The following is a 26,035-nucleotide window of genomic DNA, read 5'->3' as shown; positions in this document are numbered from 1 at the left end:
CGCTAACCCTGCCCGTTTACCGAATGGCGCGACCTTCGCTGTTAGGACGGTGACGTCCCCGGAGGTCGCGTTCCATGTTCAAGCCCGTCCATTTCGTCGCCGCCGCGCGCCTCACGCTGCTGGTCGGCTCCCTGACGGTGGCGGTGCTGACCCTGGGGCCGTTCCAGGGCGCCGAACAGATCTTGGGCCTCAGCGACAAGGCCGCCCACGCCATCGCGTTCGGCGGCCTGCTGGCGGTGTCGTTTCTGGCGTTCCCCCGCATGCGTCGCAACGATCTCATGATCGCGGCCCTGGTGTTAGGAGCCGCCGTCGAAGTCGCCCAGATCATCGCGCATCGGGACGGCAACATTCCCGATTGGCTGGCCGACGCCACGGGAATCCTGACCGTCTATGGCGCCGGCATGATCGAGACCGTGCGCAAGATGGCGCGTGAACAAGGCGACCTGACCTTTGCCCAGATCGCCGCCATGGATCGCCGCCGGGGACGCCGCCGCCAGGCGACCGCGTTCGAGCCGGCGGCGATGGAAGTCTCGATGAAAGAAACAGGCGCCGTGGTCAGCTTCGCCGAACGCGCCGCCCATCGATTTCCGGCGCGCTGATCAGGTGATGCGCTTGACGCTGACCGGGTCGCTGCCCGGGAAGCTCTCTTCCAGGCCTTCGTCCAGCAAGGCTTCCTGACGGCTTTCGGACTTGGCGACCTTGGCGGCCAACTGGTCGTGCTTTTCGCCATCCCGCAGCGGGCGTTTGGCCTCGCGGGCATGGGGCGCATCGATGTGTTTGTCTTCCGGCCGGATCTTGCTCTCGGACGCCATGTCGGCCGTGGACGCGGCGGTGCCGTGGGTGAAGTGACGGTTGTCGCCGTCGGTCTGGGTTTGGCGGGTCATGCGATGTCTCCCGTGGCTTTTTTGCCTCGGATGTAAAAACCCGCCGGCTTAGGTTCGGGTTGCATCGCCGGGCCCCGGTCGCCCACTTTGTCTCGGCGCCGAAATATCTCGCGCGAGAGCCTGGAACCTTTGCCGTAGGGCCGCATTTTAGGGTCAGCTTGGCGGTCAGATCCCCTTCCGCCTCATAGCCGACGGCCCGGGATGCCATTCCTCAAAACGCCAGCCCGGGCCGTTTCGCTGTCGAGCGCCGCTAGGCCTCCAGCTCGATGTCCCAGTACAAATAGTCCAGCCAGCTGACGTGCAGCCGCCCCGGCGGGAACCTGCGACCGCGCTCCTGCAGCTCGTGCATCGACGGGCGACGGGCGTGGTGAAAGGGCTGCATCCCCGCCTCGCGCGGCGTGCGGCCGCCCTTGCTGAGATTGCAAGGCGCGCAGGCGGTGACGATGTTTTCCCAAGTGGTCCGTCCCCCTCGCGAGCGTGGGATCACGTGGTCGAAGGTCAGGTCCTCGGGCGAGCCGCAGTACTGGCAGCTGAACGCGTCGCGCAGGAACAGATTGAAGCGGGTGAAGGCCGGCGGACGCTCTTGCGGAACGTACTGCTTCAGCGACACGACGCTGGGCAGGCGCATTTCGAACGACGGCGAGTGGACGACCTGGTCATAGGTCGCGACGACGTCGACACGGTCCAGAAACACCGCCTTGATCACCTCCTGCCAGGGCCAGAGGGAAAGCGGATAGTAGCTGAGCGGCCGGAAGTCGGCGTTGAGCACCAGGGCTGGCATGCCCGAGGGCGGACGTGTGAGGACCTGCATCAGATCCCCCTTTCGAGGCGGGCGTCGGAACACCCGATACCCAAGCTAATGGGGCCTCGGCTGATGTGGTACGCGACAGGACTGAAGACGGGCCTCCTTCCTACGCAATTCAGGGAATCGCCATTCATTCCCGAACGCAGGGAAAGGATGGTCCAAGTCGGCGACAGAACCAAGACATCTCGCCGGGAGAACTCAGAAAGGCGCGATCTCGCGGCGTTTGACGGCGCCGTAGCAGGCCCAGAGCAGATGGGCGGCCACGCCACGATAGGGCCGCCAAAGCTCGGCGCGCTTGTAGGCCTGTTTCTCGTTCGGCCGGACCTCGGCCTTGTCCGCCCAGCGCATGGCCTCCTGCAGCGCGACGTCGCCGCCCGGGAACATGTCCAGGCGGCCTTGTGTGAACATCAGATAGACCTCGGCGGTCCAGCGACCGATGCCAGTGATCGCGGTCAGCGCCGCCACGGCCTCGTCGTCGGACAGATCCGGCAAGGCGTCGAAATCACAAGCGCCGGTGACGTGCGCCTCGGCCAGGGCGCGGGCATAGCGGGCCTTGGGGCGCGAGAGGCCCAGCGACAGCAGATAGGCCTCATCGTGGCCCATCACGACCTGTGGGGTCATCTCCGGCAGCCCCGCCTCGACCCGCGCCCAGATAGCCGCGGCCGAGGCCAGGGACACCTGCTGCTGCACGACCATCTTCAGGAGGCCCGGAAAGCCGCCCATGCCGACGCGCCATGCGAATGGCGGGGTGACGGCCTCCATCGCCGCCAGGGCCGGATCGACGGCGGCCAAGTGCTTTCGAGCGGCCAAGATGGCTTCGGCGGAGGGCGGAACGAACATGGCTCCGCAGGTGGGGCAGAGTGCGCCGAATGACAATCCGCTTCTTGCTGAACTATTCGATGGCGGTGATTTCGATCTCGCCGCCCGGGGCTGGCGAGACGTCGCCGACGACCTTGCCCAACAGGGCGCGGGCGATTGGCGCGACATAGGAGACAGACCCCTGGGCCGGATCGGCCTCGTCCTCGCCGACGATGCGGAAGGTCTGCACGCGGCCGTCTTCGCGCTCGAACGTCACCCGATCGCCGAACTGCACGACCGTCTTGGTCGGGTCACGCTCCAGCAGTTGGGCGGTGGCTCGGCGCGCCGACCAGTAGCGCAGGTCCCGCGTGGCGCGGGCCATCGCCGTCCGGTCGCCGTCGGCGGCTCCGCCGGCGCTCTGGGCCGCCGAATAGGCGGCGCGCGCGGACGCCAGCTCGGCCTCGATCTGGGCTAAGCCCTCGGGCGTGACGATGTTGGGATGGGTGGAGATCGGGCGATCGGGCAGATCCGCCGCGAAGGCTTCGCTGTCGCCCTCTTTGGTGAAGGCGACGCTCATGGCCGGGAGATGTTTTGGATCATAGGGGAAAAGCCTGGGACGCATACGGATGAAACGGCGTCGAAGGCCTAACGCGTCTTCGGCCCAGTTAGCTCCCCTTCCGGAAAGCTTCAAGCCGGTCGAACGCGGCGGCGGGCGACTTCCGAGGGATCGGAAGAGTCGGCCCGCCGGTCACGAGCAATCGATCCCTACAGCACCACGCTGGCGACAGCGGCGGCGACGCCCAGGGCGATCACGAGGAAGTAGCCGGCGGCCAGACGGTCGAAGGCGTTTTCGAAGGCGTTGAGCGTGCGTTGCATGAGAAGTCCCTCCAGTTCGTGTCCTGACCCCCGATGGGCCCTGGCCGGCTTTCGCCTGAACCAATCTGGACAGTGCTTAGATAGCACCAATCTGAACGACGTCAAGATTATCTTTACAGCGTTCGGATGAAATTTTAGAAAGGTGTGGTTAGAGTGAGGCCGATGAGCACCGCGACCGCCGAATCCCGCCCCTATCACCATGGCGACCTCAGCCGCGCCCTGGTCGACGCCGCGCGCAAGATCCTCGAGAACGAAGGTCCCGCCGCCCTGTCGCTGCGGGCCGTGGCGCGTGAGGCCGGGGTTAGTCCCGCCGCGCCCTACCACCACTTCAAGGACAAGGCCGAACTGCTGGAAGCCGTGGCCCACGAGGGCTGGCACGAGCTGGATGTGGCCCTGTCCACCGCCCGCGCCTCGACCCAGGATTCGCGGGTGCGGATGACCAACCTCGGCGTCGCCTATGTCTGCTTCGCCCGTGACAACCCGGCGCTCTACCGGGTGATGTACGACCGCTCGCGCGACAAGGACGCCCTGCCCGACCAGCTGAAGGACGATGGCGCCTATTGCCAGGTGCGCAACACCATCAACGAGAACGCCGGCGGCCACGTCACCGAGATCGACCTGGAGCTGGCCACGATCGCCGCCTGGTGCGCGGGCCATGGTCTGGCCGAGATGATCGGCTTCAAGCAATTCGCCCCCTTGAAGGAGCTGCTGGGCGGCGAAGAGGCCTTCCTGCGCGCCGTGTTCGAGCACCTGGGCATGTTCGCGAAGTTCGCCGACCAGGACTGAGCGTGGCCTTCGTCACTCGGTTCGCACCGTCGCCGACCGGCTACCTGCATCGCGGCCACGCCTATTCCGCCCTCACCGCCCATCGCGCCGCGCGGGATGCGGGCGGTCGATTCCTGCTGCGCATCGAGGATATCGACGCCACCCGCTGCCGGCCGGAGTACGACGCGGCTGTCTTCGAGGATCTGGCCTGGTTGGGCCTGGACTGGGAACAGCCCGTTCGCCGGCAGTCGGAGCATCTGGCCGACTATCACGCGGCCATCGAGGCCCTGCGCGAGCGCGGCCTGGTCTATCGCTGCTTCAAGACCCGCAAGGAGCTCGACATCGGCCGCGCGCCGCATGAGCCGGCCATCCCCTATATCGGCGGGCCGCTGGCGGCCGGCGAAGAGGCTGAACGCCTGGCGCGCGGCGAGGCCTTTGCCTGGCGGCTGTCGCTGGCGGCGGCGCGCGAAGCGCTGCATGGCTTCGAGGGGCTGACCTTCGTCGAGGAGGGCGCCGGCCCGCACGGCGAGACGGGCGTGGTCCAGGCGCGGCCCGAGACCGCCGGCGACATCGTTCTGGCCCGAAAAGACGTCGGCGTCGCTTATAACCTGGCCGTGGTCCATGACGACGCGCTGCAGGATGTCACTCATGTGATCCGAGGCCAGGATCTCTTCGAGGCCGCTCACATCCAGCGCCTATTGCAAGCGCTGCTGGGCTTGCCCACCCCGACCTATCGCCACCACGGCCTGCTCGTCGGTCCGGATGGCAAACGCTACGCCAAGCGTGACAAGGCCGAGACTTTGCGGGAGCTGCGCGCGGCGGGGCTGACGGCCGAAGAGCTGCGCGCCGAGCTGGGCGTCTAGATCCCGCCGCCAGCCTGCTCCACCAACTGGCTCATGGACTTCAGATAGTTTGAAAACGCCGCCCGCCCCGCCTCGGTCAGGCGCACGCGGGTCAGAGGCTTGCGGCCGACGAAGCTCTTTTCGATCGCGACGTAACCGGCCTCCTCCAACTTGCGCAGGTGGATGGACAGATTGCCCTGGGTGACCTCCAGCAGGGTCTTCAGCTCGGTGAAGTCGGCCACTTCGGCGGTGGCGAGATACGCGACGATCCCCAGCCGCACCCGGCCATGGATGACGTCATCCAGTCCGCTGATGTCGAATCTAGGGCTCACGATCGCCTCAGGCCGCCGCCCGCTGGGCTTGGCGCATCATGTAGAAGCCTGGAGCCGCCATGAAGGCGAACAGACCGACGCTGGCGACCAGCAGATAGAGGTCCGCGCGCTCGATCAGCATGCCCAGCGCGACGCCCGAGACCAGCCAGCCGGTCGCGACCAGCGCCATCCACAGCCGCTTGCGCAGCATGAAGATCACGTACCAGACCGCGCCCTGCAGCACGAAGACCACCGCCGGATGGAACAGCCAGTAGTGGAAGTCCTTGTGGCGGACCGCCGCCGCCGCGAAGATCAGGACCAGCGCCAGGTTGGCGATGCCGGTGCCCGCGAAGGCGGCGTTCACCGCCCGGTTGGCGACGCCGACTTGAGGCCGCTTGCGATCGATGATGATGACGATCGTCATCAGGATCAGGAAAACGACGGTCGGCAGCCAGGCCAGGACCAGGTTTCCGAGACCGCCCAGGCTGACCACGCGTCGCTCCTGGGCGAAATAGATCAGGGTCTGGATCCCGTAGAGCAGGCCCGCCGCGCCATACAGCGCGCCACCGGCGACGCCCATGCCGCCCCGCTCACCGCCGCCCTCGGCCATGGTCCGCAGGAAGGCCAGGTCGTCCTGAACCGTCTTCAGCTTGTCGTTCATGGGCCGAGCCCCCTTCAGCGCCGCATCATGAATGGTCACAGGATTCGACCCAACAGCGGCGTGCGCCGCAGGATCATCGTCGTCAGCCAGCTCAAGGCCACCGCCCCGCCGAACACCGCGCAGCCCTTGGCCAGGCCGCCCCAGCTCTGCGGCAGCAGCATCCAGGCCAGCCACGAGGTGAACACGTAGTGGGTCAGGTACATGCCGTACGCGTTGGCCTGCAGGCTTGCGCCCACTGGGCCGGTCTTGCGGACGAAGCGCAGGACGGTCGCCAGGGTCGCGAAGGACAAGGTCGCGCAGCCCAGGGCAAAGCTGACGCCGCCGAACACGTCTAGGAGTGCCCTAGGCGGCGGATTAGGCGAGAAGGCCATGATCATGGCGGCCACACCGCCGACGATCGGCAGGACAGGGGCCGCCCACCAGAGCCACCAGCGCTTGGCCAGCTTGCCTTGCGGATCGGTGAGTCCTTGGCCGACGCCGGCCGCGCCGACGGCGATCCCGGCCAGGAAATAGACGAAGTAGTGGCCGATGCGGGCCGTCTGGAACAGGAACGGCCCGACCAGGGTCCAGTGACCGAACGGCGTGGTCATCGCCAACGGCAGATAGGTCAGAGTACTGGCGAGCACGAGCCCCCAGAAGAAGCGGACCGGCTTGCGGTCCGCGCCGTGGGCCAAGCGCCCCAACTCATCGGTCACGCCCGGGAAAAGGGCGTGGACCGCCGTGACCACCGCGCCGAAGGCCAGCAATACCCACAGGAACCAGGCCGGGCCGCTGGGCCAGAACGGCAGGTGGGTCCAGGCCTCGGCGAAGGCCGAGACCGACGGCGCGCCGCCGGCCTGCAGCCAGGCGGGGAAATAGGCCAGCGGCGCCAGCAGGCCCGCGCCGAGCATGAACGGGATCCCCAACCGCAGTGCTCTCGCCTTCAGGAAGCCGCCGGCGCTCTTGGCCCGCAGGCCGTCGGCGACGAACAGGCCGGAAATGAAGAACATCAGCGACATGAAGAAGGTGTCGTTGACCAGGGTCAGGATTCCGAAGCCGCCGAACTTCTGCGGATCCACCACCGGGAAGGCCGTCCACAGGATCGGCTGGGCGCCGAACGCCTTCGGCGGCGGGGCGTACGGGTGATAGGCCAACGCCGTGTGGTGGGCGATCACCAGCAGGGTGACGAAGGCGCGCAAGGCGCCGATCGGGGCGTTGCGCCCGCCGATCTGGGCGACGGTCGATCGTTCGGTGGCGCTAAGCGGCGCGTGCATGGCCTGGCTCCTCTCAAGACCAGCGCACCATGCATCAACAAGTTTGTTTTGTAAACTTGTCTACTCGGCCGCCGCCTCGAGCGAAGCCATCGGCCGCGTCCCTGCTTTTCAGCGGGTCCAGTAGCGGTAGGCGTAGGCGGGCTCGAAACCCTCGTCGGCGTAGAGGGCTATGGCCGGGGCGTTGTCTGCTTCGACTTGCAGCCACGCGCGCTCGGCGCCCAGGGCGCCCGCTTCGGCCAGCAGGCCGCGCAGGACTCGGCGGGCCAGGCCCTTGCGGCGATGGTCAGGCGCGGTGCGCATGCCAAACACGCCGGCGAAGCCGCCGCCGATGGCGCTGGCCCCGATCGCCGCCGGCGCGCCGTCGATGTCCAGGCGCGCGAAGCGGGCCGGCGCGGGGATGCGGCCCAGGGCCTCTAGACGCTCGCGGCCGTCCTCGGGATCCCCGGCGGTGGCGGTGAACACCGCCTCGAACGTCGCGTCCGGCGCGGCCGAGACGCGGACGGCGGGATCGCCCTCTCCGCCCGTCGGGCCGAGCATGACCACGGTCTCCTTGCGCGGCGCATAGCCTCGGGCGGCCAGACGCGCGGGTAGGTCGTCGGGCGCAAACACGCCGTCGGTCAGCTTGAAGCGCGGCGGCAGGCCTCGCTCCGCGAACCAGGTCTCGACGGCGTCCAGCGCGGCTTCGGGATCGCGATCCGGCGCGGCCAGCGGCCAGGCGGCGTTGATCCGCATCGAGCGGCCCGACGAGGCGTTCAGCCGCCAGCCGCCCAACCGCCCTCGCTCGCGCGCCGGCCAGGCGTCGTCGGCCAGGGGTTCGAGGATGGCGGGATCGATCACTTCTCGGCCAACAGCTTCTCGACGATGCCCCGAGCCTCGGGGCCAGACCAATCGGCTGGACCGGACATGCGCGCGCGCTCGCGGCCCTGGCGGTCATAGATCACCGTGGTCGGGTAGCCGGCCGCGCGCGGCTCCAGCGCGAACGAAACCTTGTAGCCGGGGTCGCGATAGGCCTTCAGCGGCGGGTTGGCGGCCATCTCCTCGTTGACGAGGTTCAAGTCGCTGTCGCGATCAACCGTGATCGGCAGGACGGTGACCGGCTGAGTCGCGTAGGCGGCCTGCAGCTTGGCTAGGGTCGGCATCTCGGCCTTGCACGGCGCGCACCAGGTCGCCCACAGGTTCATGACCACCACGCGCCCCTTGAAATCGGCCAAGGTGGCCGGCTTGCCGTCCAGACTGGTGAACACTGTGTCCGGCGCGGCGCGGGGCACAGCGGGCACGTCGAGCTTTTCCAGCGTCCCCTTCTTGAATTCTCTCAGATCAGCGGGGCCATGGGGTTTGAACGAAGCCGATGCGATGACGTATAGAACCGCCGCGACGCCCACCAAGGCGACGCCCGAGATCGCCCAGACCAACGGGTTGCGCTTCGGCGCGGCCTTGCCGTCTTCGACCAAGTGGACTTCGTTCATATGACCGACAACGCCTCCGATACGCCCAAGCCAGTGAAAGGCCAGGGTCAAGCCATGTGGGGCGGTCGGTTCACAGCCAAGCCGGCGGAACTGATGCAGGCGATCAACGTCTCCATCGGCTTCGACAAGCGCCTTTGGGCGCAAGACCTGGCGGGTTCCCGCGCCCACGCGCGGATGTTGATGAACCAGGGCGTGATTTCAAGCAGCGATGGCGAGGAAATCCTCGGCGGCCTCGCGCGGATCGAGGACGAGATCGCCACCGGAACCTTCCCGTTCCGCGACGAGTACGAAGACATCCACATGAACATCGAGGCGCGGCTGCGCGAGATGATCGGCGCGACCGCCGGCCGCCTGCACACCGCCCGCTCGCGCAACGACCAGGTGGCCGTCGATTTCCGCCTATGGGTCCGCGACGCCTGTGACCGTTCGGCGGGCCAGCTGGCGGCGCTGCAGAAGGCGCTGCTGGCCCAGGCCGAGACCTATGCCGACGCCCTGATGCCGGGGTTCACCCACCTGCAGCCGGCCCAGCCGGTGACGTTCGGCCATCACCTGATGGCCTATGTCGAGATGTTCGGCCGCGACGCCAGCCGCTTCCGCGACGCCCGGGCCCGGATGAACGAGTGCCCGCTGGGCGCGGCGGCCCTGGCCGGTTCGCCGTTTCCGATCGATCGCCAGCAGACGGCGACGGCGCTGGGCTTCGACCGCCCGACCGCCAACTCGCTGGACAGCGTCTCGGCCCGCGACTTCGCGCTGGAAGCCCTGTCGGCCGCCTCGATCACCGCCACGCACCTGTCGCGCCTAGCCGAGGAGATCGTGCTGTGGACGACGCCGATGTTCGGCTTCATCAAGCTGACCGACGCCTTCACGACCGGCAGCTCGATCATGCCGCAGAAGAAGAATCCCGACGCGGCCGAGCTGATCCGCGCCAAGGTCGGCCGCATCCTGGGTTCGCTGACCACCCTGACCGTGGTCATGAAGGGCCTGCCGCTGGCCTATTCGAAGGACATGCAGGAGGACAAGGTCCCGACCTTCGAGGCCTTCGACGCTCTCGAGCTCAGCCTGCTGGCCATGGCCGGGATGGTCTCGGACCTGACGCCGCACACCGACAACATGGCCAAGGCGGCCGGCGCGGGCTTTTCGACCGCCACCGACCTGGCCGACTGGCTGGTGCGGACGCTGAACATGCCTTTCCGCGACGCCCACCACGTGACAGGCTCGGCCGTGAAGGCGGCCGAGGGCCTTGGCGTCGATCTGGCCGATCTTACCTTGGAACAGTTCCAGGCGATCGAGTCCCGGATCACCCAGGACGTCTACGCCGTTCTGACTCCGGCCGCCTCGGCGGCCAGCCGCATGAGCTACGGTGGGACCGCCCCCGCCCAGGTCCGCGCCCAGATCGCGCGTTGGAAGGAAGTGCTCGCATGATCCGTCGCCGTCTTACCATCCTCGCGCTGGCGGCCCTGGCCGTCTCGGCGGCCGCCTGCGGCAAGCAAGGCGCCCTGGAACGTCCCGCCCCGCTGTGGGACGCCCAGAAGAAGGCCGCCTGGCAGGCCGAGCGCCGCGCCGCCTCGGCCCAGGCCAACCAGCCCGCCCGCGCTGGCGGCGCCCAGGAGATCCGCGACCCGGCCTCCAGCAACCGCACTATCCGCGCCGCGCCGCTGCCCGGCACCAAGGACCCGTTCGGCGGTCCGTCGCAGGCCGGCTTTCCCGGCGCCACCCCGAATTGACGGCAAACACCGCATATATGTTTGAACTTGGCGTGGATCGCCGTCATCCCGGCGAAGGCCGGGATCCAGATGACGCCCGCCACCGCTCCGGATGAATCTGGGTCCCGGCTTTCGCCGGGAAGATCGGAATGAGGGGGCTCTGACTATGAGAAAGCCCAAAGACCTGTGAATCACTTCGAGTACGGCCCCGAGGGCCTGGCCTGCGAAGGCGTGCCCCTGGCCCGCATCGCGGCCGAGGTCGGCACGCCCGTCTACGTCTATTCCCGCGCCACCCTGGAGCGGCACTTCATCGTGTTCCGCGACGCCCTCGCGGCGGCCGGCGTCGTCGACCCGCTGGTCGCCTATGCCGTAAAGGCCAATTCCAACGTCGCGGTGCTGAAGGTGCTCGGCGACCTCGGCGCCGGGGCCGACACGGTCTCGGAGGGCGAGGTCCGCCGCGCCCTCGCCGCCGGCATTCCTCCCGAGCGGATCGTCTTCTCCGGGGTCGGCAAGGCGCGTCGCGAGATCGAATTCGCGCTGCGGACCGGCGTCGCCGAGATCAACGTCGAGTCCGAGCCCGAGCTGAACCTGATCGCCAAGGTCGCCGCCGACCTCGGGGTGAGGGCCAAGGTCGCGTTTCGGGTCAATCCGGACGTCGCGGCCGGCGGCCACGCCAAGATCGCCACCGGCAAGTCCGAGAACAAGTTCGGCGTCTCGTTCGCCGAGGCCGCGCGCCTCTACGCCAACGCCAGCAACAACGCCAACCTCGAGCCCGTCGGCGTGGCCTGTCATATCGGCAGCCAGATCACCGACCTCACGCCGATGCGCGCCGCCTTCAGCAAGATGCGGGGCCTGGTCGAGCAACTGCTGGGCGAAGGCCTGTCGGTCGAGCGCCTGGACCTGGGCGGCGGCCTGGGCGTGCCATACTTCAATCACCCCGAACCGCCCTCGCCCGCCGACTTCGCCGCCATGGTCGGCGAGGTCACCAAGGGCCTGCCCGTGAAGCTGGCCTTCGAGCCGGGCCGGGTGATCGCCGCCAACGCCGGCGTGATGGTCTCCGAAGTGATCCACGTCCACGAGCGTCCGGAAGGCCGCAAGTTCCTGGTCATCGACGCGGCCATGAACGATCTGGTCCGCCCGGCGATGTACGACGCCTTCCATGACATCCGCCCGGTCGTCCAACGCGCCGGTGAAACGGTCTATGACGTGGTGGGACCGGTCTGCGAGACGGGCGACACCTTCACCCGCGATCGCGCCCTGCCGCCGTTCTCGGCCGGCGACTTGGTGGCCTTCATGTCGGCCGGCGCCTACGGCTCGGCCATGGCCAGCGAGTACAACACCCGGCCGCTGGTCCCCGAGGTCCTGGTCGATGGCGACCGCTACGCGGTGATCCGTAAGCGACCGACCTATGACGAGATGCTGGCGCGGGATCTGGTGCCGGACTGGGTCTAGGCCCAAAGAGAAAAGGCCCGCTCGATCGAGCGGGCCTTTTGCTTGTGTTAGTCCAGCGCGCCGATGTAGGGCAGCCCGCGGCTCTTGCCCTCGTCGTCGAGGCCGTAGCCGACCAGGTAGCGCGCGGGCGCTTCCCAGGCGACGAAGTCGGGCTCCATGCCGCGATCCTTGGGCCAGGGCTTGCGGGCGAAGACCGCGGTCAGCACCTCGCTGGCGCCGGCGTCCTTGACCAGCCGAGCGGCTTCCGACAGCGACAGGCCGGTGTCGAACACGTCGTCGACGACCAGGGCCCGGCGGCCGATCAGCGGCCGCTGCAGGTCGGCGCGGACTTCGCAGCGGCCCGTGCTCTTGCGCTCGTCATGATACGAGGCCAGCCACAGGGCGTCGAAACGCACGTTGCGTCCGGCCTTGTAGAGGGCCCGGGTCAGGTCGGCGGCGAACCACAGGCCGCCGGTCAGCAGGCAGACCACGACGGTGTCGTCGTCGATGCGCGGGGCGATGGCTTCGGCCAGCTTCTGGACCCGATCGGCGATCTCGGTTTCCGAGATCAGGACTTCGGGCTGCTTGGTGTCATTCATGATGAGCGGGTTCGTGAGAGTCGGAGGGGACGGTTTCGTCCCCGCTCTCATGTCCCGGGGGTTCCTGTCCAGCCGCTTCGTGCTCGACGGGGGCGTCCTGGGCGCCGCGCAGGGCCAATTCGGGCTCGGCGCCGTGCTCGTCCGGCTTCTTCAGGGCGGTCTTCACCGCCTTGGCCGCGCCCGGTTCGGTGGCGAAGCCGATCTGCAGGTCCTTGGCGGTGCGGGCCGGATCCAGGAAGGTGATCGAGAAGTGGCGCACCTGGCCGGGCGGGATCTTGGCGTCGGCGGCCGCGGCCAGCTGACCGGCGACGCGCTTGCCCTTCTCGTTCAGCAGCTCGACCCGCAGCGGGGGCGAGAGCACTTCATGTTCGGTGATGTTGCGGATCGCGCCGGTGATGGTGACGGCCGCATGACCGTCTTGCATCGAGGGCTGGGCCTTGATGCTGTCGCGATCGATAACGAGGCCGACGGTGTTCACCGGCAGGCCGACGGCGGCATAGGCGCCGGCCGAGCCGGGCATGATCTTGACCACATCGATGCGGAAGATCAGGGCGGCGACCACGACCACGGCCATGGCGGCGGCCATGCCGGCCCAGATGACGCCGGTGGCGGTGGCTTCGCGCAGGCGACGCTCGGCGTCGGCGCGGGCGCGAAAAACCTTGGGAAGCTCTTCGCCGGGCAGCGCGCTGACCGGCGGCTCGTCGGTCTCGGCCACGGTCGCGGCCACCTGCTCGGCGCTTTCGAACTGGCTGGCGAGGGTAGGTGCTTCGGGCTCGTCGAAGAGGTCGTTGGCCTCCTCGTTACGGGCGGTCCAACGGTTCCCGCACGACGCGCAACGCACGACGCGCCCCGCCGAGCCGACCTTGGAGTCGTCGACGAAATAGCGGCTGGCGCACTCCGGACAGGTCAGTATCATGGCCGCGAATCGGACGCTCCCCACACACCTAAATGGGGTCGCTGATTTTAACCCTGATGTCCAGAAACCCAAGTGACGCGCCTTGCGGATCGACACAGAACAGGGCGATGACGCCCTACCGGTGGTCCGCTTCGAAGGCGTCTCGATGCGTTACGGCCGAGCGCCGGAAACCCTCCGCGACATAAGCTTTTCCCTGGGCCAGGGTTCGTTCCATTTCCTGACCGGCGCCTCGGGCGCGGGCAAGAGTTCGCTGCTCAAGCTGATCTACCTGGCCCACCGTGCGTCACGGGGTCGCGTCGAGCTTTTCGGCCGCGATGTCAGCCTGACCCACGGCTCGGACCTGCCGTTCCTGCGCCGCCGGATCGGGGTGGTGTTCCAGGAATTCCGGCTGCTGGAGCACCTGTCGGTGTTCGACAACGCCGCCCTGCCCCTGCGCATCCTCAAGCGGAAACCGGCCACCTATCGCGAGGACGTCGCCGAGCTCCTGAACTGGGTGGGCCTGGGCGAGCGGATGCACGCCCTGCCGGCCACCCTGTCGGGCGGCGAGAAGCAGCGCCTGGCCATCGCCCGCGCCGTGGTCGATCGTCCCGACGTGCTGCTGGCCGACGAACCGACCGGCAATGTCGATCCGGCCATGTCGCTGCGCCTGCTGCGCCTGTTCGTCGAGCTCAATCGCCTGGGCACCACGGTCCTGATCGCCACCCACGACGAGGACCTGGTGGCCCGCGCCGCGCGGCCGACCCTGCACCTCGAGCACGGCCGCCTGGTCGATATCGGAGGCCGGGGATGAGCGCGTTTTTTCAGGTCGCCAAGTGGAGGCCCGGCCCGCTGTTGCCGCCGCGCGACTCCCGCGACGGGGCGCTGGTCTTCGTGGTCGCGGTGCTGTGCTTCCTGGCCTGCCTGACCGGCTTCGCGGCCTTGGCCGCCAACCGGGCCGCGCACGGCTGGACTTCGCAGCTGACCGGCTCGGCCACCGTGGTGGTCCGGGCCCGCGCCAACGAGACGCCCGACAGCGCCGCCGCCCGGGCCGCCGAGACCCTGGCCGGGGTCAAGGGCGTTGTCGAGGCCCAGGCCCTGACCCGCGAGAAGGCCGAGGCGCTGCTGGAGCCCTGGATCGGCAAGGAGGCGCTGGTCGACGAGCTGCCGACGCCGCGCCTCGTCACCCTGGATCTCGATCCCAAGTCACCGCCGACCGCCGCGACACTGGACAAGGCCCTGCGCTCCGCGGGGGTCGACGCCACCGTCGACGATCACAGCCGTTGGATCGCCGACATCGAGCGCGCCGCCGACCTGGCGCGTCTGGCGGCCCTCGGCGTCTTCGCCCTGATCGCCGCCGCGACGGCCGCCGTCATCGCCTTCGCCACCCGCGCCGGCCTGGCCGCTCGCCGCGACGTGATCGAGGTGCTGCACTTCTCCGGGGCCGAGCAGGGCTTCATCGCCGGCCTGTTCCAGAACCGCTTCGCGTCCATGGGCGCCGTGGCGGGCTTGCTGGGGGGCGCGAGCGCGGCCATCATCGGGGCGATCGCGCGCTATTTCGGCGGCGGCGCGGGGGTTGCGCCGGTGCTGCCCTTGGCCTGGATCGATCTGGTCGTCGCCCTGCCCTGTCCGCTGGTCGCCGCCTTGATCGCGGGACTTTCGGCCCGCCTGGCGGCGTCGCGCATCGTGGGGGAGATGCCGTGAAAACGCTGGCCGCGCTGCTGATCGCGCTGATGATCTGGGGGCTGGGCCTGCTGGCCTTCACCGGCCGGGTGGACCAGTCGACGCCGGCCCCCGAGCCGCCTACCGCCGACGGTGTGGTGGTGCTGACCGGCGCCTCGAACGTCCGGCTGGAGGCCGCCACCAAGCTGCTGGAGGAAGGCAAGGGCCGGCGCCTGCTGATCTCCGGCGTCAATCGCGAGGCCACCCGCGACGATGTCCAGACCGTGACCAAGGCGGTCAAGCCGATCTACGACTGCTGTGTCGACCTGGGCTTCTCGGCGGCCAACACCGTCGGCAACGCGATCGAAACGTCCGACTGGGCCAAGTCCAAGGGCTATACGAGCCTGATCGTGGTCACGGCCGACTATCACATGCCGCGCTCGATGCTGGAGCTGAAAGCCGCCATGCCCGGCGTGAAGCTGTTTCCCTATCCCGTGAAGACCGACCTGAACGCGCACCGCTGGTGGAAGACCAGCTCGAGCGCCCGCCGGATGATCGTCGAATATTGCAAGTACCTGGCGATCCTGGGCCGTGAAGCGTTCCTAGGGCTAGGGCCGCGAACGTGACAGCCGAAAGTGGTGGCCGGTTTCGGCGTCTGTCACGTTCTCACTAAACCAGACTCTGTTTTGCATCGAAGATGCAAAACGGGAGAGAAAGCCGCCCCGGCGGCGAAGGAAGCGTCTTGATCTATCTGCGTTCGTTCCTGTTCCAGCTGTTCTTCTGGCTGTGGTCGATCGCGTGGGCGGTCGGCATGATCCTGACCTATCCCCTGCCGCGTGGCGCCAACACCTGGTCGCTGTCCACCTGGGCCAAGGGCCTGATCTGGGCCCTGCGCTGGCTGGCCGACGTCAGGGTCGAGGTGCGCGGCGAGCAATATCGCCCCACCGGCCCCGCCCTGTTGGCGCCCAAGCACCAGTCGATGTTCGATGTCTTCAGCCAGTTCGCCCTGCTGCCGGACGCCTGCTTCGTGATGAAGAAGGAGCTCCTGATGGTGCCGCTGTTCGGCTGGCACGGGCTGAAGGCGGGCATGATCGTCGTCGACCGCGCCGGCCACTCGGCCGCGCTGAAGAAGCTGGTCCGCGACGCCGTCGAACGCATGAAGGACGCCCGCCAGGTGGTGATCTTCCCCGAAGGCACTCGCGGCGCGGTCGGTCAGCCCGGCGACTACAAGCCCGGCATCGCCGCCCTCTATCGCGAGCTGGAGATGCCGGTCACGCCCTTGGCCCTGAACTGCGGCTCGCACTGGAACAAGGGCTTCCTGATCAAGCCGGGCACGATCGTCTTCGAATATCTCGAGCCGATCCCCGCCGGCCTGAAGCGCGGCGAGTTCATGCGCGAGCTGCAGACTCGCGTCGACGGCGCGACCAAGGCGCTGGAGGACGCGGGGCTCTAACCCTGCTCGATCCCCTCGACCATCTTCAGCAGCTTTTCCATCGCGTGGTCCCGCACCCCGTCCTCGCGCAGATGCAGCACGAGGTCGCGGAGATAGTCGATGTTGGGCCCCGAAAGGCCCGTGGCGCCGGCGATCAGCGCCGCCTGCTGCTCCAGGGTCAGGGCCCCGGCCCACTGGCTGTGCTTCATGTCCGACAGGAAGACGAGCGCCGGCACGCGGCCGTCGCCGTCCAGGCGGATCTCGCGCGAGGTCTCGAAATAGGTCTCGGTCGGCTGCTCGCGCTCCCGGAGATAGGCGTAGACCGTCTCCCAGTCGCTGGCCGCCACGCGATAGGCCATGCCACGCACCGAGCCGCCCGGCGCCAGGCCTAGCACCAGGCCCGGCCGCTCGTAGGTCCCCCGGTGATGCACCGAATAGATGCAGAAGGCCCGCCGCCGGCCGTGGAGCACGGCCGTTCTTCGGTCTATGTACGGGAACCCGGGCCGCCACATCAGCGATCCGTACCCGAACACCCAGCGATCCTCGCCGCCGCCTTCTAAGCTCATCACCGATCCCGACTGGACGCGCCTCTACATGACCCATACCGACGCCCGCCCGTCCCGCAAAGCCCCCCAGAAAGCCCGGCGCGGCCGTCTGTTCGCGCCTTTCATTCTCGCCGTCCTGATCGCGGGCGGCTGGAGCTACGGCTGGTTCTGGCTGCGCGGCCAGGCCGAGCAGCGGATGGACGCCCAGTCGGCCGACCTGAAGTCGCGCGGCTACGACCTGTCCTGGAGCCGGCGGGACTTCCACGGTTTCCCGTTCCGGATGAACGTCGAGCTGACCGACGCCCGCGTGGCCGAGCCCACCGGCTGGGCCGTCCGCGCGCCGCTGCTGAAGGGCGAGGCCGAGATCTATGACCTGACCCACTGGGTGCTGGTCGCGCCGCGGGGCGTGGTGCTGACCCGGCCCGAGGCGGGCGACGTGACCATCACCGGCCAGGCGCTGCGGGCCAGCATCTCGCACGTCACCGAATATCCGCCGCGCGTCTCGGTCGAGGGCGCCAAGCTGACCTTCGTTCCCGCTCCCGGCGGCAAGCCGTTCCAGCTGGTCTCGGCCGACGACATGCAACTGCACCTGCGCTCGGGCCCCGACGATCAGGGCGCGATCTTCTTCAAGGCCGGCGGGGCCAAGACCGCGTTCACCGGCCTGCTGGGCCGCCTGGCCCAAGACAAGACCGCCTCGATGATCCTGGAGACCCGGCTGTCCCACGTCTCGTATCTGCGCGGCCGCAACTGGGAGGCGGCGGTCAAGCGCTGGAGCGAGGCCGGCGGCCAGATCACCCTGCAGCAGAGCCAGATCCTGGCCGGCGACGCCGAGGGCAAGGCCAAGTCGGGCGTGCTGTCGGTCGATTCGAAGGGCCGGTTGATGGGGTCGCTGAGCGTCGCGATCAAGGAGCGGGCCGACCTCTCGCAGCCGATCAAGACGCCGGAACAGGCCTTGGCGGCCGCCGCCCAGGCCGTCGGACAGGAGCCGGTCATCGAGGCCGACCTGAAGTTCCAGAACGGGCGCAGCTATCTGGGCATCCTCGACACCGGGCCGGCGCCGACCGTCTATTGATCGATCAACGGTCGCCGAGACGCAATTTTCTTGCCGTGATGGCTGGCTATTGCGTGTTCGGCGGCAAAGACTATGGTCCGCCCTCCAATTTCGGGGAAGAACATGGGCAGCGACGCGACGGACGCCACACCGTCTCTCGAAGAAGTCCGATGGCGGCTCGACGCCATCGACGGTGAGCTTCTGAAACTGATCGACGAGCGCGCCAGTTTGGCCGGCGCCGTCGCGGCGGCCAAGCGCGCCTCGGGCGACACCGGCTTTGGCCTGCGCCCCGGCCGCGAGGCCCACATCGTCCGCAAGTTGCTCGACACGCCGCGCAAGGCCGCCAGCGACGCCCTGGTCATCCGCATCTGGCGCGAGATCATGGCCGACAATCTGGCGCGCCAGGGCCCCTATCATCTGGCCGTCTTCGGCGGCCGCGAGCCGGCCCGCGCGGTCGAGCTGACCCGCCTGCGCTTCGGGACCGCCCCGCGCCTGTCCATCGTTCCCAGCGCCCAGGACGCCCTGGCCGTCGCCCGCTCGCCGTGGGGTGTGGCCGTCCTGCCGCTGGCCGCCGACACGCCCTGGTGGGGCCGCCTGCTGGCCGAGCCGAAGCTGAAGGTGTTCGCCGCCCTGCCGTGCCTGGCCTCGTGGGGGCCGCAAGCCGCGCTGGCCGTGGCCGAGGTCGAGGTCGAACCGACCGGCGGCGACCAGACCTTCTGGGTCACCGACTCGCCCAAGAGCGGCGCCGCCATCGCCGAGACCCTCAGCCAGACCGACATCGCCGCCGAGCTGATCGCCGAGGCCGGCGGGCTGAAGCTGTTCTCGCTGTCGGGCTATTTCCAGCCGCACGACGAGCGCCTGGCCCGCGCGCCCGGCCAGCTGACCGGCGTCATCGGGGCTGCGCCCGAACAGTTCGACGTGTAAGAGACGCCGTCCCGAAAGGACGTCCGTTAGCCGAGTATTCCGATGACCGCCGCCCCCACCGATCGCTTCGCCGCGCCCCGTCCCGTCCCCAAGCCCGGGATCATGGACATCCACGCCTATGTCGGCGGCAAGTCGAAGGTCGAAGGGATCGCCCATCCGGTGAAGCTGTCGAGCAACGAGAACATCCTGGGCAGCAGCGACAAGGCCAGGCAGGCCTATCGCGACGCCATCGATCGCCTGCACATCTATCCGGACGGCAAGTCGAACCTGCTGCGCGCCGCCGTGGCCGAGCGCTTCAAGCTGGAGCCCGAGCGCCTGACCTTCGGCGACGGCAGCGACGAGATCTTCGCCCTGCTGAACCAGGTCTATCTGGAGCCGGGCGACAACATCGTCCAGGGCGAGCACGGCTTCGCCGCCTACGCCATCGGGGCCCGCGCCTGCCAGGGCGAGGTGCGGATGGCCAAGGAAACCAATCACCGCATCGACATCGACGAGGTGATCAAGTGCGTGGACGAGCGCACGCGCCTCGTTTTCATCGCCAATCCCGCCAACCCGACCGGCACCTGGCTGACGGGCGAGGAGATCCGCGAGTTGCACGCGGCCCTGCCGCCGTCGGTGATCCTGGTTTTGGACGGCGCCTATGCCGAGTTCTGCAGCGATCCGCGCTTCGAGGACGGCCTCGACCTGGCCCGCACCGCCGAGAACGTGATCGTCACGCGGACCTTCTCGAAGATCCACGGCCTGGCTGCCCTGCGCGTCGGCTGGGGCTATGGGCCCAGCCACATCATCGAGCCGATCGAGCGCATTCGCCCGCCGTTCAACACCTCGATCCCCGGTCAGGAAGCCGCCATCGCGGCCCTGTTCGACGACGAATTCCAGGCCCGCTCGCTGGCCTTGGTCGAGCAGTGGCGTCCTTGGATGGCCCAGCAGTTGGGCGGCATCGGCCTGGAGGTGACGCCGTCGGCGGCCAACTTCGTGCTGGCGACCTTCCCGACCACGCCCGGCAAGACCGCCCGCGAGGCCGAGGCCTTCCTGGCGTCGAAGGGCTACCTGGTCCGCGCCGTGGCCAACTACAATCTGCCCGACGCCATCCGCATCACCATCGGGCTGGAAGAGCAGAACCGCGCGGTGATGGAGCTGCTGACCGAGTTCATGGGGCGATGAGCCCCTCATTTTCCGATCTCCCCGGCGAAAGCCGGGGCCCAGATCGAACCCATGAACACCTGCTTTCCAGGCGCCGCCCCTTGGCGCGTCATCCCCAACCGCTCCGGCTGAATCTGGGCCCCGGCTTTCGCCGGGGAGATCGGGTTGAAGGGCGGACCGAAAGTCGTTTCCATGTCTAACCCCGGGATCCTCTACCCCAAGCTCACCGTCATCGGCTGCGGCCTGATCGGCGGCTCGGTGATCCGCGCGGCGCGCGAGCACGGCGTCGTCGGCGAGGTCACCGTGGCCGACGCCAGCGAGGCTCATCGGGCTCGCGTCGTCGAGTTGGGCGTCGCCGACCACGTCACCGGCGACATCGCCGAGGCGGTGAAGGACGCCGACCTGGTGGTCATCGCCACCCCGGTGCTGTCGATCCCCGAGCTCGCCGCCGTGGTCATTCCGGCCATGAAGGCCGGCGCCACCCTGACCGATGTCGGCTCGACCAAGGCCAATGTCGGCGAGGCGTTCCGCGCCCAGGACCTCTCGAAGATCTACGCCATCCCCGGCCATCCGATCGCCGGCACCGAGCAGTCGGGCCCCGATTCCGGCTTCGCCGAGCTGTTCGAGAACCGCTGGACGATCCTGACCCCCTTCGAGAGCGACGACGAGCACTATGCCGCCGCCGTCGCCAAGCTGTCGGCCTTCTGGCGCGCCTTCGGGGCCCAGGTCGAGCTGATGGAGGAGAAGCACCACGATCTCGTCCTGGCCGTCGTCTCCCACCTGCCCCACCTGATCGCCTACACGATCGTCGGCAGCGCCGCCGACCTGGAGAACGTCACCGAGAACGAGGTGATCAAGTACTCGGCCTCGGGCTTCCGCGACTTCACCCGCATCGCCGCCAGCGACCCAACCATGTGGCGCGACATCTTCGTGGCCAACAAGGACGCGGTGCTGGAGATGCTGGGCCGTTTCACCGAGGACCTGCAGGCCATGAGCCGCGCGATCCGCTGGGGCGACGCCGACACCCTGCACGCCCACTTCACCCGCACCCGCGCCATCCGCCGCGGCATCGTGGCGGCGGGCCAGGAGAGCGCCGAGCCGAACTTCGGCCGCGATCGGGGCAAGCACTGAGGACACGGCTCCGCCGCTTCACGCGGAGACCGCTGAAGGTTCGAAAGGGACCGCGGAGCGCCGGGCGTCGCCCGGAATGTGAGTAGTGGAGTACCGTTTCGACGAAGTCCGAACGCTCCGCGTGGTCCGTTATCCGATGAGCCTCCGGGGCGCGGGGTTTTAACCCGCTCCGGAAGAGGCCCCCGACGGGCGGAGGGATTGGCCATCCCGTCCGGACCGCATGAGCGATTTCAGCCCATGCCTGCCGCGCCGCCGAAGCCTTCGCCGCCGGGGCTTCGTCCCGTGTTTCAGGGAGCCTGCCGCCGGATCCGTCGCGAAGGCGAGCCTCCCGAAGAAGACCCCGGCGAGCGCTTCCCGCTCGACCACCCCTGACAGCCGCCCAAGTCGCCGGCCGGACGTCCCTTTCAAGCCATCAGGTGGAATGATTATGACGCCAGGATTCAACGCGGATCATTCAGGAGCGTGTAAAAGTGAGAAGTGGTTGATTTCGTTGAATTCGATTTCACGAACGCCGGGGATACAACACGCTCAATCCCCGTGCTTCCTGCTTCCTCGTCGTAAAGGAAGTCGCCCAGCCGACACTTCTGCATCCTTCCCCCACCGGCCGCGTTGATGAGCCGAGGGACTTCGAAAAATCGGCGAGGAATACCATGCCCCGTCTCATCGTCATCGGCTTGGCCATCGGCGCCATGGCCCTTCCCGCCGTCATGGCGCCCACCGAGGCCGACGCCGCGACGTGTCACAGCCGCAAGGCCACCGGCACGGTGATCGGCGGCCTGGGCGGCGCCCTTGTCGGCAACGCCATCAAGCGTGGCGGAACCGGCCTGCTGATCGGCGGCGTCGGCGGCGCCCTGGTCGGTCGCGAGATCGGCAAGAGCGGCTGCCATCGCACCCGCACCGTCTACTACGACAGCGGTTCGCGCGGCGTGGCGCCGGCCAGGACCCAGCCACAACCGGTCCGGCAGGTCTATTACGACCACATGGGCAATCCGGTCACCGCCGGCGGCGGGACCGTCACCCAGGTCTCCAACACCACGGGCGGCGGCGTCTGCCGCGATGCGACGATCTCGTACTACGACGAGCGCGGAAAGCTGAACTCGCGCGCCGTCCAGATCTGCCCCCGCTGACCTTCGCTCACGAACGGAACGCCAAGATGATCCGCAAGCCCGTGCTGGCCGCCCTCCTCCTCGCCGCCCTGAGCGTGGCGGCGTGCGAGGATCGGCATGACGCCATGGCCAATCCCAAGATCTGCGCCGACTTCAAGACCAATCCGGGCGCCAGCGCCGCCGCCGATCCGTCGACGCCGGTCGAGGAGTGCGCGCGCCGCTGGGCCTACAGCCTGGCCGGCGCCAAGGACGGGGCCGAGGTCGTCGCCGACGCCGTGGTCGCCGCCTGCGCGCCCACGCTCAGCAAGTGGAACCAGGCCTCGCTGGGCCAGGCCGCGCCGGGGGGCGGCGAGCAAGCCCTGAGCCTGACCACCGGCCAGCCGACCAATCCGCTTGCCGAGCATAGCGCCTTCGCGCAAGGCCGGGCCTTGTTCTACGTGATCCAGGCCCGGGCCGGCCGCTGCAAGGCGCCGCCCGCGGTCAACGGCGCGCCCGAAGGCGTGTAGGCGCCCGAGACACCCCATTGGGTTCTCTGGACTTCCGGGCTCCTTGTGGCAGGGTCGCGGTCGGACACCGCTCCGCACCGGGTATGCGCACCGTCGCCCCTGCCCTCGCCCATCCAGAGAGACCGCGAGCGATGACCTCATCGACCTCGACCATCCGGTTCGGCCGCTTGGCCGCATCCGCCTTCACGCGCGACATCCACAAGGCCGAGGCCTTCTATCGTGACGTCCTGGGCTTTCAGAAGACCTTCGAGAACGGCGATCCCGTCGGCTTCATGATCCTCGAAAAGGACGCCGCCGAGCTGCATCTGAGCCTGGTGAAGGACCACAAGGCCTCCACGACCAACATCACCCACCTGATGGTCGACGACGTCGACGCCTTGCACGCCGTCTGCGTCGCCGCCGGCGCGCGGATCATCAAGTCGCTGGCCGACAAGGACTATGGCCTGCGGGCCTTCGTCTTCGCCGATCCGGACGGCAACCGTATCGACGTCGGCCAGCCAATCGGGCCGGCGGAGCCGACTTGCCTGCGAAACCGCGACCTGACCGGCGCGCGGTTCGACAATTGCCGACTGGCCGACGCCGTCTTCGACAACGTCAATCTGGGGGGCGCGAGTTTCACCAACATCAACCTGCGCGGCGCGCGGTTCGACGACGTCAACCTGTCGGGCGTGGCGATCGACAACGCCAATATCGAGGGGCTGACGATCTACGGGATCGACATCCACGCCCTGGTGCAGGACGCGCTGAAGCGCGGGACGTCCTAGCCGGCCAAGGCCTCGCGCTCCCAGTCCAGGAACGCCGGCGTCGCCAGCAGGCGCTCGCCATAGGCCGTGGCCGCGCCGGCGTCGCCATGGTCGGAGAGCGCGATTTCGTACGTCCGGAACCGCGTCGCCACCGGCGTGTAGAAGGCGTCGGCGATCGACCATTCCCCCAGCAGGAACGGGCCGCCCGATCGCGCCAACAGCTGGTTCCAGCGCTCGACGATCTTGCGCACGTCCTTCTGGGTCGCTTCGGAAATGTCCAGCTTGCGAGGCGCTTCTTCCAGCGCCATCGGACACTCGCCGCGCAGAGCGGTGAAACCCGAGTGCATCTCGGCCGCCGCCGAACGGCCGATGGCGCGCAGGGCCGGATCGTCGGGCCACAGCTTGGCCTGCGGGAACTTCTCGGCCAGGTACTCGCAGATCGCCAGCGAGTCCCAGACCACCAGGTCGCCGTCCTTCAGGGCCGGGGCCAGCTTGCTGGGCGAGATCCTGCCGATCTCGGCCGTGGTCGTCTCGCCCTGGCGCAGCTCGACCAGGGTCTCGGTGAACGGCGCGCCGGTGCGCTTCAGCGCCAGCCACGGGCGTAGCGACCAGCTGGACCACCGCTTGGTGCCGATCACGATTTCCATGGCGCGCTCCTTCGTCGAATCCGGTTCGCCGAGGGCTTAGCGCGCCTTGCCGCGCAAGGGAAAGCAATCCTCCTCAACCGTGAAACGGGGGAGGTGGCGCGGCGCGAATACGCGCCGTGACGGAGGGGGCGTTCGAGGCCGATAGCGCCCCCTCCGTCGGCTTCGCCGCCACCTCCCCGCTGCGCGAGGGAGGAGAAAATTAGCCTCTGGCGCTTTGGCTTCCGCTGCGTCTACAGTCCCTTCAAGAAATAGAACAAATGTTTGAAGGGAGAGAGTCAGCATGGCCGACGCGCGTGCGTCCGGCGGCGAACGGCCGCTTTATTCAAATGGTTACAAGGCCACGGTGCTGGGGCTGCTGCTGGCGGCCTACACCTTCAACTTCATCGACCGGACGATCATCGCCACCATCGGCCAGGCCATCAAGGTCGACCTCAAGCTGTCCGACACCCAGTTGGGCCTCTTGGGCGGGCTCTATTTCGCCCTGCTCTATACCATCCTGGGCATCCCGATCGCCCGCCTGGCCGAGCGCTGGAACCGGGTCAGCATCATCTCGCTGTCGCTGGTGATCTGGTCGGGCTTCACGGCCCTGTGCGGCGCGGCCGCCACCTTCGGCCAGCTGGCCCTGTTCCGTTTCGGCGTCGGCGTCGGCGAGGCCGGCTGCTCGCCGGCCAGCCACTCGCTGATCAGCGACTATTACGAGCCCAAGAAGCGCGCCTCGGCCCTGTCGATCTACTCGTTCGGCATCCCGCTGGGCACCATGTTCGGCGCGGTGGCCGGCGGCTGGCTGGCCCAGGAGTTCAGCTGGCGCGTCGCCTTCGTCATCGTCGGTCTGCCGGGCCTGATCCTGGCCGCGATCGTCAAGCTGGTGGTCAAGGAGCCGCCGCGCGGCCATTCCGAGATCATCGAGCGGCCGCTGGAGGCCGAGGCCCTGGTCGTCGAGCCGGCCGCCAAGCCGCGCTTCTCGATGGCCGCCGAGTTCTCCGAATTGTGGGCCGTGGCCAAGGTGCTGTTCGGCAAGTGGCCGGTGCTGCACATGGTGCTGGGCGTGACCATCGCCTCGTTCGGCTCATACGGTTCGGGCGCGTTCGTGCCGCCCTACTTCGTGCGCACCTATGGCCTGGGCCTGGCCCAGGTCGGTCTGATCGTCGGGTTGATCGGCGGCTTCTCGGCCGGCGTCGGCACCCTGGTCGGCGGCTTTCTCACGGACTGGGCCGGCAAGAAGAGCACCAAGTGGTACGCCCTGACCCCGGCCATCGGCCTCTTGATCTGCACGCCGATCTACATCGCCGCCTACCTGCAGACGAACTGGCAGACCACGGCCCTGATCCTGCTGGTCCCAGGCATCTTCCACTACACCTACCTGGCCCCGACCTTCGCCGTGGTGCAGAACTCGGTCGAGCCGCGCCGCCGGGCCACCGCCACGGCCCTGCTGTTCTTCTTCCTGAACCTGATCGCCCTGGGCGGCGGGCCGGTGTTCACCGGCTGGCTGATCGATCACCTGGCGCAGTTCAACTTCAACCACCCGACGTCCAGCGGCATCTTCCACGCCCTCTCCGGCGCGTTCGGCGAGCCGGGCGCGGCCAGCTTCGGGGCCAGCTGCCCCGGCGGCCTGGCCCCCAAGGGCTCGGCGCCCGAACTGGCCAAGGCCTGCGCTGGCGCCATGGCCCGCTCGACCCAGCAGGGCATCATCGTCTCGCTGTGCTTCTACGCCTGGGCCGCCGCGCACTACGCCCTGGCCGGCATCGGCATGGTCAAGCACATGAAGGAACGGGCGGGGGCGTAAAAGGCTTGCCCCCCCGGAGGGGGAAGAAGGATCGCGTCGTCTTCCCCCTCCGGGGGAGGAGCGCGAAGCGCGGAGG

At 68.4% G+C, this 26,035-nt stretch carries 32 protein-coding genes; 18 read left to right on the top strand and 14 right to left on the bottom strand.

Annotated elements, in window-relative coordinates; translation table 11 throughout:
• The first annotated feature begins 74 nt into the window (after nt 1–74).
• Nucleotides 75–599, top strand: coding sequence for a VanZ family protein (locus tag ABIC66_RS15140; protein WP_354071105.1), 525 nt, complete (start codon nt 75–77; stop codon nt 597–599).
• Here ABIC66_RS15140 and ABIC66_RS15135 read toward each other — a convergent pair whose 3' ends face one another.
• From ABIC66_RS15135 to ABIC66_RS15115, 5 genes are all read right to left on the bottom strand, one after another.
• Nucleotides 600–884 carry a hypothetical protein gene (locus ABIC66_RS15135; protein ID WP_354071104.1) on the bottom strand — a complete coding sequence of 95 codons (285 nt, stop codon included), beginning with the start codon at nt 882–884 and terminating at the stop codon, nt 600–602.
• A gap of 250 nt (nt 885–1,134) precedes the next feature.
• On the bottom strand, nt 1,135–1,698 hold the full coding sequence (locus tag ABIC66_RS15130) for an HNH endonuclease (RefSeq protein ID WP_354071289.1): 564 nt from the start codon (nt 1,696–1,698) through the stop codon (nt 1,135–1,137).
• Nucleotides 1,699–1,887: 189 nt separating this feature from the next.
• Nucleotides 1,888–2,529 carry a DNA-3-methyladenine glycosylase family protein gene (locus ABIC66_RS15125; protein ID WP_354071103.1) on the bottom strand — a complete coding sequence of 214 codons (642 nt, stop codon included), beginning with the start codon at nt 2,527–2,529 and terminating at the stop codon, nt 1,888–1,890.
• 52 nt (nt 2,530–2,581) lie between these two features.
• The gene (gene greA / locus ABIC66_RS15120; RefSeq protein ID WP_354071102.1) at nt 2,582–3,064 is read right to left on the bottom strand and encodes a transcription elongation factor GreA; all 483 of its coding nucleotides are present in this window, start codon (nt 3,062–3,064) and stop codon (nt 2,582–2,584) included.
• 188 nt (nt 3,065–3,252) lie between these two features.
• Complete coding sequence (locus ABIC66_RS15115; RefSeq protein WP_354071101.1) at nt 3,253–3,363, bottom strand: hypothetical protein; 111 nt, start codon at nt 3,361–3,363, stop codon at nt 3,253–3,255.
• Nucleotides 3,364–3,525: 162 nt separating this feature from the next.
• Here ABIC66_RS15115 and ABIC66_RS15110 point away from each other — a divergent pair, with 162 nt between their 5' ends.
• Together ABIC66_RS15110 and gluQRS are read left to right on the top strand one after the other, a co-directional pair.
• Nucleotides 3,526–4,149 carry a TetR/AcrR family transcriptional regulator gene (locus tag ABIC66_RS15110; protein WP_354071100.1) on the top strand — a complete coding sequence of 208 codons (624 nt, stop codon included), beginning with the start codon at nt 3,526–3,528 and terminating at the stop codon, nt 4,147–4,149.
• Between the two features lie 2 nt (nt 4,150–4,151).
• Complete coding sequence (gluQRS, locus tag ABIC66_RS15105) at nt 4,152–4,991, top strand: tRNA glutamyl-Q(34) synthetase GluQRS (protein ID WP_354071099.1); 840 nt, start codon at nt 4,152–4,154, stop codon at nt 4,989–4,991.
• Here the strand turns inward: gluQRS and ABIC66_RS15100 are convergent.
• From ABIC66_RS15100 to ABIC66_RS15080, 5 genes are all read right to left on the bottom strand, one after another.
• Complete coding sequence (locus tag ABIC66_RS15100) at nt 4,988–5,302, bottom strand: winged helix-turn-helix domain-containing protein (RefSeq protein ID WP_354071098.1); 315 nt, start codon at nt 5,300–5,302, stop codon at nt 4,988–4,990. The two genes, gluQRS and ABIC66_RS15100, sit on opposite strands and share 4 nt — an antisense overlap.
• 7 nt (nt 5,303–5,309) lie before the next feature.
• Nucleotides 5,310–5,942 carry a hypothetical protein gene (locus ABIC66_RS15095; RefSeq protein WP_502910355.1) on the bottom strand — a complete coding sequence of 211 codons (633 nt, stop codon included), beginning with the start codon at nt 5,940–5,942 and terminating at the stop codon, nt 5,310–5,312.
• Between the two features lie 35 nt (nt 5,943–5,977).
• On the bottom strand, nt 5,978–7,195 hold the full coding sequence (locus ABIC66_RS15090; protein WP_354071097.1) for an acyltransferase family protein: 1,218 nt from the start codon (nt 7,193–7,195) through the stop codon (nt 5,978–5,980).
• A 108-nt stretch (nt 7,196–7,303) separates the two neighbouring features.
• Nucleotides 7,304–8,032, bottom strand: coding sequence for a GNAT family N-acetyltransferase (locus ABIC66_RS15085; RefSeq protein WP_354071096.1), 729 nt, complete (start codon nt 8,030–8,032; stop codon nt 7,304–7,306).
• The gene (locus ABIC66_RS15080) at nt 8,029–8,661 is read right to left on the bottom strand and encodes a TlpA family protein disulfide reductase (protein WP_354071095.1); all 633 of its coding nucleotides are present in this window, start codon (nt 8,659–8,661) and stop codon (nt 8,029–8,031) included. Before ABIC66_RS15080 ends, ABIC66_RS15085 begins: the two co-directional genes overlap by 4 nt.
• Between ABIC66_RS15080 and argH the strand changes: the two genes are divergently transcribed.
• From argH to lysA, 3 genes are all read left to right on the top strand, one after another.
• Nucleotides 8,662–10,083 (top strand): argininosuccinate lyase, encoded by a 1,422-nt coding sequence (gene argH / locus ABIC66_RS15075; RefSeq protein WP_354071094.1) that lies wholly within the window; start codon nt 8,662–8,664, stop codon nt 10,081–10,083.
• Entirely contained in the window at nt 10,062–10,385 is a 324-nt protein-coding gene (locus tag ABIC66_RS15070; protein WP_354071093.1) for a hypothetical protein, read from the top strand. Before argH ends, ABIC66_RS15070 begins: the two co-directional genes overlap by 22 nt.
• 165 nt (nt 10,386–10,550) lie before the next feature.
• Nucleotides 10,551–11,816 (top strand): diaminopimelate decarboxylase, encoded by a 1,266-nt coding sequence (gene lysA, locus ABIC66_RS15065; RefSeq protein ID WP_354071092.1) that lies wholly within the window; start codon nt 10,551–10,553, stop codon nt 11,814–11,816.
• Nucleotides 11,817–11,863: 47 nt separating this feature from the next.
• On the opposite strand, the gene ABIC66_RS15060 is transcribed toward lysA, so the two are convergent.
• Nucleotides 11,864–12,445 (bottom strand): phosphoribosyltransferase, encoded by a 582-nt coding sequence (locus ABIC66_RS15060; RefSeq protein WP_354071091.1) that lies wholly within the window; start codon nt 12,443–12,445, stop codon nt 11,864–11,866.
• The gene (locus ABIC66_RS15055; RefSeq protein WP_354071090.1) at nt 12,387–13,334 is read right to left on the bottom strand and encodes an MJ0042-type zinc finger domain-containing protein; all 948 of its coding nucleotides are present in this window, start codon (nt 13,332–13,334) and stop codon (nt 12,387–12,389) included. The genes ABIC66_RS15060 and ABIC66_RS15055 overlap by 59 nt, the downstream gene beginning before the upstream one ends.
• A gap of 58 nt (nt 13,335–13,392) precedes the next feature.
• On the opposite strand from ABIC66_RS15055, the gene ftsE reads away from it, so the two are divergent.
• From ftsE to ABIC66_RS15035, 4 genes are all read left to right on the top strand, one after another.
• Nucleotides 13,393–14,100, top strand: coding sequence for a cell division ATP-binding protein FtsE (gene ftsE / locus ABIC66_RS15050; RefSeq protein ID WP_354071089.1), 708 nt, complete (start codon nt 13,393–13,395; stop codon nt 14,098–14,100).
• The gene (locus ABIC66_RS15045) at nt 14,097–14,990 is read left to right on the top strand and encodes a cell division protein FtsX (RefSeq protein WP_354071088.1); all 894 of its coding nucleotides are present in this window, start codon (nt 14,097–14,099) and stop codon (nt 14,988–14,990) included. The genes ftsE and ABIC66_RS15045 overlap by 4 nt, the downstream gene beginning before the upstream one ends.
• A complete protein-coding gene (locus tag ABIC66_RS15040; protein ID WP_354071087.1) occupies nt 14,987–15,574 on the top strand; it encodes a YdcF family protein in 588 nt (195 codons plus the stop codon). The genes ABIC66_RS15045 and ABIC66_RS15040 overlap by 4 nt, the downstream gene beginning before the upstream one ends.
• A gap of 116 nt (nt 15,575–15,690) precedes the next feature.
• Complete coding sequence (locus tag ABIC66_RS15035; protein WP_354071086.1) at nt 15,691–16,401, top strand: lysophospholipid acyltransferase family protein; 711 nt, start codon at nt 15,691–15,693, stop codon at nt 16,399–16,401.
• Here ABIC66_RS15035 and ABIC66_RS15030 read toward each other — a convergent pair.
• Complete coding sequence (locus ABIC66_RS15030; protein ID WP_354071085.1) at nt 16,398–16,946, bottom strand: gamma-glutamylcyclotransferase; 549 nt, start codon at nt 16,944–16,946, stop codon at nt 16,398–16,400. The two genes, ABIC66_RS15035 and ABIC66_RS15030, sit on opposite strands and share 4 nt — an antisense overlap.
• Before the next feature lie 28 nt (nt 16,947–16,974).
• Between ABIC66_RS15030 and ABIC66_RS15025 the strand changes: the two genes are divergently transcribed.
• From ABIC66_RS15025 to ABIC66_RS14995, 7 genes are all read left to right on the top strand, one after another.
• Nucleotides 16,975–17,997, top strand: a complete 1,023-nt coding sequence (locus tag ABIC66_RS15025; protein WP_354071084.1) for a DUF2125 domain-containing protein — start codon at nt 16,975–16,977, stop codon at nt 17,995–17,997.
• A gap of 102 nt (nt 17,998–18,099) precedes the next feature.
• Nucleotides 18,100–18,900, top strand: coding sequence for a chorismate mutase (locus ABIC66_RS15020; RefSeq protein ID WP_354071083.1), 801 nt, complete (start codon nt 18,100–18,102; stop codon nt 18,898–18,900).
• Between the two features lie 42 nt (nt 18,901–18,942).
• Entirely contained in the window at nt 18,943–20,064 is a 1,122-nt protein-coding gene (gene hisC / locus ABIC66_RS15015) for a histidinol-phosphate transaminase (RefSeq protein ID WP_354071082.1), read from the top strand.
• Nucleotides 20,065–20,235: 171 nt separating this feature from the next.
• Nucleotides 20,236–21,174, top strand: a complete 939-nt coding sequence (locus tag ABIC66_RS15010; RefSeq protein ID WP_354071081.1) for a prephenate/arogenate dehydrogenase family protein — start codon at nt 20,236–20,238, stop codon at nt 21,172–21,174.
• Between the two features lie 650 nt (nt 21,175–21,824).
• Nucleotides 21,825–22,301 carry a hypothetical protein gene (locus tag ABIC66_RS15005; protein WP_354071080.1) on the top strand — a complete coding sequence of 159 codons (477 nt, stop codon included), beginning with the start codon at nt 21,825–21,827 and terminating at the stop codon, nt 22,299–22,301.
• Nucleotides 22,302–22,327: 26 nt separating this feature from the next.
• Entirely contained in the window at nt 22,328–22,786 is a 459-nt protein-coding gene (locus tag ABIC66_RS15000) for a hypothetical protein (protein ID WP_354071079.1), read from the top strand.
• Nucleotides 22,787–22,917: 131 nt separating this feature from the next.
• Entirely contained in the window at nt 22,918–23,550 is a 633-nt protein-coding gene (locus ABIC66_RS14995) for a VOC family protein (protein ID WP_354071078.1), read from the top strand.
• Here ABIC66_RS14995 and ABIC66_RS14990 read toward each other — a convergent pair.
• Nucleotides 23,547–24,176 carry a glutathione S-transferase family protein gene (locus tag ABIC66_RS14990; protein WP_354071077.1) on the bottom strand — a complete coding sequence of 210 codons (630 nt, stop codon included), beginning with the start codon at nt 24,174–24,176 and terminating at the stop codon, nt 23,547–23,549. The genes ABIC66_RS14995 and ABIC66_RS14990 overlap by 4 nt on opposite strands.
• 280 nt (nt 24,177–24,456) lie before the next feature.
• Here ABIC66_RS14990 and ABIC66_RS14985 point away from each other — a divergent pair, with 280 nt between their 5' ends.
• A complete protein-coding gene (locus ABIC66_RS14985; RefSeq protein ID WP_354071076.1) occupies nt 24,457–25,959 on the top strand; it encodes a spinster family MFS transporter in 1,503 nt (500 codons plus the stop codon).
• Nucleotides 25,960–26,035: the final 76 nt, after the last annotated feature.

The sequence above is a fragment of the Caulobacter sp. 1776 genome, assembly GCF_040545685.1.
Taxonomy (GTDB): domain Bacteria; phylum Pseudomonadota; class Alphaproteobacteria; order Caulobacterales; family Caulobacteraceae; genus Caulobacter.
The sequence above is the reverse complement of the archived record's forward strand: the minus strand, read 5'-3'. Positions and strand labels throughout refer to the sequence as shown.

Excerpts from the sequence above, each read along its gene's own strand:
- ABIC66_RS15140 (WP_354071105.1), top strand. The coding sequence starts at position 75 with ATGTTCAAGCCCGTCCATTTCGTCGCCGCCGCGCGCCTCACGCTGCTG.
- ABIC66_RS15135 (WP_354071104.1), bottom strand. The coding sequence starts at position 884 with ATGACCCGCCAAACCCAGACCGACGGCGACAACCGTCACTTCACCCAC.
- ABIC66_RS15125 (WP_354071103.1), bottom strand. The coding sequence starts at position 2,529 with ATGTTCGTTCCGCCCTCCGCCGAAGCCATCTTGGCCGCTCGAAAGCAC.
- greA (WP_354071102.1), bottom strand. The coding sequence starts at position 3,064 with ATGAGCGTCGCCTTCACCAAAGAGGGCGACAGCGAAGCCTTCGCGGCG.
- ABIC66_RS15115 (WP_354071101.1), bottom strand. The coding sequence starts at position 3,363 with ATGCAACGCACGCTCAACGCCTTCGAAAACGCCTTCGACCGTCTGGCC.
- ABIC66_RS15110 (WP_354071100.1), top strand. The coding sequence starts at position 3,526 with ATGAGCACCGCGACCGCCGAATCCCGCCCCTATCACCATGGCGACCTC.
- ABIC66_RS15095 (WP_502910355.1), bottom strand. The coding sequence starts at position 5,942 with ATGAACGACAAGCTGAAGACGGTTCAGGACGACCTGGCCTTCCTGCGG.
- ABIC66_RS15090 (WP_354071097.1), bottom strand. The coding sequence starts at position 7,195 with ATGCACGCGCCGCTTAGCGCCACCGAACGATCGACCGTCGCCCAGATC.
- ABIC66_RS15080 (WP_354071095.1), bottom strand. The coding sequence starts at position 8,661 with ATGAACGAAGTCCACTTGGTCGAAGACGGCAAGGCCGCGCCGAAGCGC.
- argH (WP_354071094.1), top strand. The coding sequence starts at position 8,662 with ATGACCGACAACGCCTCCGATACGCCCAAGCCAGTGAAAGGCCAGGGT.
- ABIC66_RS15060 (WP_354071091.1), bottom strand. The coding sequence starts at position 12,445 with ATGAGAGCGGGGACGAAACCGTCCCCTCCGACTCTCACGAACCCGCTC.
- ABIC66_RS15045 (WP_354071088.1), top strand. The coding sequence starts at position 14,097 with ATGAGCGCGTTTTTTCAGGTCGCCAAGTGGAGGCCCGGCCCGCTGTTG.
- ABIC66_RS15030 (WP_354071085.1), bottom strand. The coding sequence starts at position 16,946 with ATGAGCTTAGAAGGCGGCGGCGAGGATCGCTGGGTGTTCGGGTACGGA.
- ABIC66_RS15025 (WP_354071084.1), top strand. The coding sequence starts at position 16,975 with ATGACCCATACCGACGCCCGCCCGTCCCGCAAAGCCCCCCAGAAAGCC.
- ABIC66_RS15020 (WP_354071083.1), top strand. The coding sequence starts at position 18,100 with ATGGGCAGCGACGCGACGGACGCCACACCGTCTCTCGAAGAAGTCCGA.
- hisC (WP_354071082.1), top strand. The coding sequence starts at position 18,943 with ATGACCGCCGCCCCCACCGATCGCTTCGCCGCGCCCCGTCCCGTCCCC.
- ABIC66_RS15010 (WP_354071081.1), top strand. The coding sequence starts at position 20,236 with ATGTCTAACCCCGGGATCCTCTACCCCAAGCTCACCGTCATCGGCTGC.
- ABIC66_RS15005 (WP_354071080.1), top strand. The coding sequence starts at position 21,825 with ATGCCCCGTCTCATCGTCATCGGCTTGGCCATCGGCGCCATGGCCCTT.
- ABIC66_RS15000 (WP_354071079.1), top strand. The coding sequence starts at position 22,328 with ATGATCCGCAAGCCCGTGCTGGCCGCCCTCCTCCTCGCCGCCCTGAGC.
- ABIC66_RS14995 (WP_354071078.1), top strand. The coding sequence starts at position 22,918 with ATGACCTCATCGACCTCGACCATCCGGTTCGGCCGCTTGGCCGCATCC.
- ABIC66_RS14990 (WP_354071077.1), bottom strand. The coding sequence starts at position 24,176 with ATGGAAATCGTGATCGGCACCAAGCGGTGGTCCAGCTGGTCGCTACGC.
- ABIC66_RS14985 (WP_354071076.1), top strand. The coding sequence starts at position 24,457 with ATGGCCGACGCGCGTGCGTCCGGCGGCGAACGGCCGCTTTATTCAAAT.